The 6808-nt window shown below is 38.6% G+C and carries 4 protein-coding genes; 3 read left to right on the top strand and 1 reads right to left on the bottom strand.

Translation table 11 applies throughout. The features are described from left to right. Window positions 1-53: 53 nt before the first annotated feature. Window positions 54-3104 (top strand): D-2-hydroxyglutarate dehydrogenase YdiJ, encoded by a 3051-nt coding sequence (gene ydiJ / locus BIW53_RS20430; RefSeq protein WP_070993859.1) that lies wholly within the window; start codon window positions 54-56, stop codon window positions 3102-3104. 52 nt (window positions 3105-3156) lie between these two features. On the opposite strand, the gene BIW53_RS20435 is transcribed toward ydiJ, so the two are convergent. Next, complete coding sequence (locus BIW53_RS20435; protein WP_070993860.1) at window positions 3157-4368, bottom strand: tyrosine-type recombinase/integrase; 1212 nt, start codon at window positions 4366-4368, stop codon at window positions 3157-3159. Between the two features lie 1063 nt (window positions 4369-5431). On the opposite strand from BIW53_RS20435, the gene BIW53_RS20440 reads away from it, so the two are divergent. Both BIW53_RS20440 and BIW53_RS20445 read left to right on the top strand, forming a co-directional pair. After that, entirely contained in the window at window positions 5432-6142 is a 711-nt protein-coding gene (locus BIW53_RS20440; protein ID WP_070993861.1) for a class I SAM-dependent methyltransferase, read from the top strand. 141 nt (window positions 6143-6283) lie between these two features. Beyond that, on the top strand, window positions 6284-6808 hold a 525-nt coding region (locus BIW53_RS20445), incomplete at its 3' end, for an AMP-binding protein (protein ID WP_139158903.1).

The following is a 6808-nucleotide window of genomic DNA, read 5'->3' on the forward strand; positions in this document are numbered from 1 at the left end:
TTTAAATCTAACTACATGATACAATGTGTCAAAAGCAATAATTTATTACCATCATGATCGCCAATATAAGTCAGCAAGATACAGCAAACGAATTATTAAACGACTATCTTAGCACCATAAAAAGTGCGGGGTTTGGGGGTGAAACTGATTGTAGCTATGGGACAAGGTTAATTAACTCAACTGATAACAGTATTTATCAAAATGTCCCTCAAGCAGTTATTTTCCCAAAAAATAATAAAGATATCCAAACGGCATTACAATGTGCCGCGCAGGATCCGTTTTTATCTCTGACATTTGGTCCTCGCGGTGGCGGAACAGGAACAAATGGGCAATCTCTAACACCGGGTATCGTCATAGACCTTTCTCGCTACATGCGAGAAATACTGGAAATCAATGTTGAAGAACGTTGGGTACGCGTACAAGCTGGTGTCATTAAAGATCAGCTCAATGACTTTCTAAAACCGTATGGCTTCTTTTTTGCACCAGACTTGTCGACCAGTAACAGGGCAACAGTCGGAGGAATGATCAATACCGATGCATCAGGACAAGGTTCACTGGTGTATGGTAAAACCAGTGACCATGTATTAGCTCTTAAAACCTATCTCGTTGATGGCACCGAACTAAACACCAGTAAAATAGCAACAGAAAAAGCCAAAATTATTGCCGAGCAAGATAATCGCGTTGCGCAAATTTATTCGCAAGTACTTGAATCTTGTGAGCCAAACCGTGAATTAATTCTATCGAAGTTCCCTAGACTAAATCGTTTTTTGACCGGTTATGATTTAGAAAATGTGTTTAACGATGACCTTAGCACCTTTGATCTTTCGCGTATTATTACAGGCTCTGAAGGTTCACTGGGTGTAATCACCGAAGCTAAACTTAACATTACCCCTATTGCTCCTTTCAAAACGCTAATCAATATTAAATATGATAGCTTTGACTCAGCGCTTAGAAATTCACCGTTCCTGGTAGATGCTCAAGCGACTTCTGTCGAAACTGTCGATAGTAAAGTATTGAACTTGGCCAAAGAAGACATCATCTGGCACTCAGTATCGGACTTAATAACCGATGTACCTGGCATCGACATGCAAGGCTTGAATATGGTGGAGTTCAACGGCGAGACAGCTGATGAAATGGACAACAAAATATCTGATTTGTGTAGCAAGCTAGATATCCTCATCGCTAATAAGCAAGCTGGGGTAATAGGCTATCAACTGACTAATAGCAAAGAAGATATCTTAAAAATATACGCAATGCGTAAAAAATCGGTAGGCCTGTTAGGTAATACGAAAGGAACGCAAAAACCATTAGCATTTGCTGAAGACACCGCTGTCCCTCCTGAAAATTTAGCTGACTTTATAGCTGAGTTTAGAACACTTCTAGATTCTCATAACCTGCAATATGGCATGTTTGGTCATGTTGATGCCGGCGTTCTTCACGTTCGACCCGCCCTTGATATGTGCGATCCTGAACAAGAAAAACTATTGCGCACAATTTCAGATCAAGTAGTTGCCCTTACCGCAAAATATGGTGGCTTGATGTGGGGTGAGCATGGTAAAGGCTATCGAAGCGAATATGGTCCAGAATTCTTTGGCGAGCAACTATTCACTGAACTACGTAAAATCAAGTCAGCATTTGATAAAGGTAACCGCCTAAACCCTGGGAAAATCTGTACACCATATGAAAGTGAAGACTCACTTGTAAGTGTGGATGATCAGAAACGCTCATGGTTTGATAAGCGTATTGATATTAACGTGCGTGACAGTTATGAAAATGCTATGAACTGTAATGGTAATGGTCTTTGCTTTAACTATGATGAAGCATCGCCAATGTGTCCATCATATAAAGTCACAAAAGATAGACGTCATTCTCCAAAAGGGCGAGCCAGTCTAATTCGTGAATGGTTGAGACTTCAACAAGAAGCTAATGTTGATGTACTTGATATTGAAAAGCAACTTGTTCATAGAGAAAATGATACAACATGGTGGGAACGTTTTAGAAATAGCAATGCCAAAAAGCAGGGCTCTTATGATTTTTCTCACGAAGTAAAAGAGTCAATGGATGAATGCTTGGCCTGTAAAGCTTGTACAACCGCTTGCCCAATCAAAGTAGATGTACCAAGTTTTAGAGCGCGCTTTCTAAATCTATATCACAGCAGATATAACCGCCCACTCAAAGATTACTTAGTAGCAAACATCGAAACGATGGCACCAATCTTGTCAAAGTTTGCGTCGATTGTTAACCCTGTGGTTTCAAGCGAACTTATATCGGGTCTTATAAAACGTATCTTGGGTTATGTTGATACGCCAACTCTAAGTACACCTTCACTAAATCATCGCGTTGAAGAAAAATATCACTATAGTGAATCTTTGCTTGAGAATATGAGCGAACATGAAAAGCAAAACTCCGTGTTCATCGTGCAAGACCCATTTACCAGTTTCTATGAAGCGGAACTCGTTGCATCGTGTGTTGACATAGTTGAAGCGCTAGGTAAGCGACCGATTCTTCTGCCATTTGTGCCCAATGGTAAAGCTCAACATGTTAAAGGTTTCCTCAAAGCTTTTACTAAAACAGCGAATAGAGCGTCAGAGTTTCTAGCCCAACTTGCTCAACATAACATTCCGATGATTGGCCTAGATGCTTCTTTAGTTATGGTGTATCGAGATGAATACAAACAATTCGTAACGCGTGATGACATCGACTTTTCAGTTCAACTAGCGCATGAGTGGCTTAAAGATCAGGATTGGTCTAGATTAGTTTTAAATGTTGAGCCAGCAGCACAATATACTTTGTTAACTCACTGTACTGAAACCACAGCATTGCCGAACACTTCCAAAGTATGGCAAGATATTTTTTCTCAGCTTGGTCTTAAACTTGTTACGCCCAACACAGGTTGTTGCGGAATGGCAGGTACATATGGTCATGAGCTACAAAACCAAAAAAATAGTCGAACGCTTTATGAGATGTCTTGGCAAAGTAATGTTCAATCTGTATCACCTGATAAGCTATTAGCAACAGGCTTTTCATGTCGAAGTCAGGTTAAGCGATATGAAAAACAAAAACCATTGCACCCGATTGAATTTATAGCACGTTCTATTGGCTAAATTATTTTAGGTAAGACCCTGAAATTTATAAATCAGGGTCAATTTAACATAATTATAATTTACGCTTGGCACCGGACTTAGCTCGGTCTTTAATGTTTGTTTGTATGTAAATCTGATCGGTTGTCGCAATTTTAGAGTGCCCCAAATCTTCAGACAAGTGTTTAAGCGGCCGATGTTGCGCGTCATGGGTAGCGCCAGTATGACGTAGCCAATGAGTAGTAGCTGCTTTTAATTGCTCCGCTTCATCTGTAAACCCATCTTTATTAAGAGATTCTACTGCTAAATCAAAACTTTGCTGAACAATGCGGCGTAATTGTCTAACATTCATTCCACCCTGGCCACGTAATTTATGGATTATAGGGTAGGGTTCGTCAACACGAGGTAAGGGAGGTAAGCCGCGGAATCCACGATAGCGCTTTAAATATTCAATAAAGTCATTACTTAGAGTGACATCTCGTAGTTTATTTCCTTTACCCATAATTCGTAGGTACCAAAAACCGTCGGGGTCTTGCCAAAAATGACTCATTACTGGCGACCACTGCACACGCTCCGATAATTCCGAAATCCTCAGGTACAGACCTTTTAAACATGCAAGAGTAAATAAATTACGCTCAAGATCTGGATGTTTCTCGCACATATCTTTTGTAACACCCAGTACATATTCCCATTGTAAGTTACTCAAAGTATCAGGTAATTTTATCTGAGACTGCACCACTAGATACGGACTATTTTTCTTCACCACTGGCACAAAATTGGTGTTGGATTTTTCCTCTAAAATAGCAAATTTATAGAACACATTTAAAGCAGTAAACATCGCTGCGAGTGTTTGCTGACTAACCGTTGTCTCTTTTGCGACAAAAGGGCGCCAGTTTGTATTAATCTGTCGAACGCCTTTTTGATCCTTGTAGCGCCATTGAACCGAATATGAACACCAAGCAGGTTCAGGTTCAACCATAAAATCGACATACTCTTCAATTTCATCACGCTTTAGCAAAAATACCGATTGCTGCTTCTCAAGCCAAGCCCATAGATAAAATCGTTCAAGCTCATTTCGGAAGCGATTAAATGTTGCTTCCGATTTTCTACCATACACATAAAGAAACTGATATAAAAAAGCTAGATCATCCCATATACCATCGATTTGAACGGAAAGTTCCGTGAGGAATACCTCTAATTCTGGGTATTCTTGTTGCAGTGTTTTGTCTTCAACATGAGCTATTTGATAACGTAGTTGCTTAAGGGTGTCGACCAAAGGTACTAGCATGCATCTAATGTCCGATATTATTTTTACTCATAGTAGCATATGTATCAACCAAAGTGGGTATTGATAAAACAAACCCACGGATTAGAAATCAACTGTGTGTTCTTCAAACCAATAGACTAATTTATTAAAAAACAATTTTTTAGTCCTGAAGGTCTCGTACTTTATAATCTAAGCCTTAGCAAATAAATATGTGCTTGTAGCGGACTTGCTAATCTAAACAATAGCAAAATTGTAACAGAACATTTATGCAAGAAGACGACGTTACAAGCACTCTGACAAAAAATTATCACGCATCATTGACAAAAATCTACTTTAGTTATTTTAGGGTATCTAAATTCAGGAATGTAACTGACGATAAAGGTCGTTCATCATCGCTTATTTGACAACAACGCTATGCACAAGATCCACATCAAAATGACGATGCAAATCACTTAAAAGTTGTCTTTTAAATGCTGTTTTAGTATTTCTCTATGCAGCTTTAAGCAAACTTTTACCTAATTCTAGAAGCTATATCTTTCACAATGAATATGATGAACCGCCAATTAAACTTCTCGAAAGTTTAACATTACGAGGCATGTCACTTACGCACACACTGTTACACTTTTGTTTCAAAATTTAATTTTTTATTTTTAAATAATTTAAAATTAATACTATTGTTATTGTTGTTAATTTTAGGTCTAACGCTTGTTATTTTATTTTGATGGATGTATTCTGTACCGGAACATTCGGGAGTAGAAAGACGCAATAGTTGCGACAAGTTCAATTTAACTATGCGTATGAAATATTTCATATTTATGAACTTCAATTTATTAGTGTGCGCCTTTCAGCCCCCTAAAAATCTATATGTCGCTTGAATCAGCAGTGCTGAAACAACGCTTACAGAAAATATTTTTACACTGCTAAAAGTTCGTTGGAAGGATGTTTTGATCAACAACATTGGCGGCTAATGGTGATTTTCTTACTAGGTATCTAGACAATTTAAGTTTGTATTTTTACAAGATGAAAAATACCAAAAATATAAATTGTTGAAAATTATCGGTATTGTTTAAAAGGAAATTAGTTGATGAGTCCTAAAGAATATTTAAGAACCTACTACTCGGACGATCCCTCTTTTGATTACGAAGAAGGGTTTCATTTAAATTGGTGGCAACATTGTTATGATACAAGCAAGCCTCAAGGTTCTATGTTGGTTATTGGTGGTGGGCCTGTTATTAGCTCAATAATTACAGCGTCTAAATATGTTGATTCAATCGACTTCACCGATTTTAACAATGAGTGCCTAGCGGAAGTGAAACAGTGGGTAGAAGGTGAGGGCCATAATTGGGACTTTTATGTAAAAAAAGCTTTAGAACTCGAAACTCAACCAACTGATACATGTGGAATCGAAGCTAGAACAAAATTAATCAAAAATAAGATTAATAACATTACTCAGCTTGATATTTTACAACCACATATAGAAAAAGAATATAACGTTGTTGATGCACACTTCGTATTAGATTGTATCAGTGACTCAAAAGACATTTTCCTCCAATCTCTTCAAAACGCATGTAACTTCCTAAAAGAAAACGGAATCTTCCAAGGTGCATTTTTAAACCGCACAAATGGTTGGCTTTCAGGTAACAACTTCTATAAAAGCATTCCTCTAACCGAAGATGAGTTAGATAAATGCTTCTCAGACTTGGGATTCAAAATATTAAAATCTGCATCAATTTCATTAAAAGAAGATAGTAGAACCGGCGGCTACATATTCGTCAAAGCAATCAGGGCTTCATAATCCAACTTGGTTAGTAGCTTTTTAGGTACGTTTACTTTTTTAATTTCTTGAAATTGGTTACTCCATTAATGACCTTTGTCCCTTTATAAGAAAAACAAGTATAGGGGGCATTGTCATGCTGGAGCCAGAGGTTTTTATTCTATGCATTATAAAAAAAATAATATTAATCAGATAGATGCTAGCATCCCTGAAGAGCATTACACAAAGCTTGTATTTGAATGGAATGACACAGACAAAGCATATCCACAGGCAAACACGCTGGCGCAGTTGTTCAGTGCGCAAGCACAGCTTTGTCCTGACGCTATCGCCTTAGTGTATGAGCATGAGCAAGTCTCTTATCAAGCATTGGATGACGCCTCTAACCGCTTAGCCAGAGAAATTAGAGCCCAGTATTTAGCATCTCATGGTCACGCATTGACCCCAGGAACCCTGATAGGGGTGTACTTAGAGCGAAGCGTGAATATGGTGGTGAGTATTTTGGCAGTACTTAAAGCTGGCGGCGCCTATGTACCGTTATCGCCAGAATATCCTCATGCTCGAATTGAATATATTTTAGATGACACCGCCACCGGACTCATCGTCACCGAGCCACACCATCAAGCTCAACTGGCACAGTGGCTAGAGCAGGACACAATGGCGATGGTATCAGCCTCAACCGCTTGGTCA

The sequence above is a fragment of the Pseudoalteromonas byunsanensis genome (assembly GCF_001854475.1).
In the GTDB taxonomy this organism is placed as follows: domain Bacteria; phylum Pseudomonadota; class Gammaproteobacteria; order Enterobacterales; family Alteromonadaceae; genus Pseudoalteromonas; species Pseudoalteromonas byunsanensis.

Bases quoted from the DNA above. Each gene is read 5' to 3' on its own strand.
- ydiJ (WP_070993859.1), top strand. From the start codon at position 54: ATGATCGCCAATATAAGTCAGCAAGATACAGCAAACGAATTATTAAAC.
- BIW53_RS20435 (WP_070993860.1), bottom strand. From the start codon at position 4,368: ATGCTAGTACCTTTGGTCGACACCCTTAAGCAACTACGTTATCAAATA.
- BIW53_RS20440 (WP_070993861.1), top strand. From the start codon at position 5,432: ATGAGTCCTAAAGAATATTTAAGAACCTACTACTCGGACGATCCCTCT.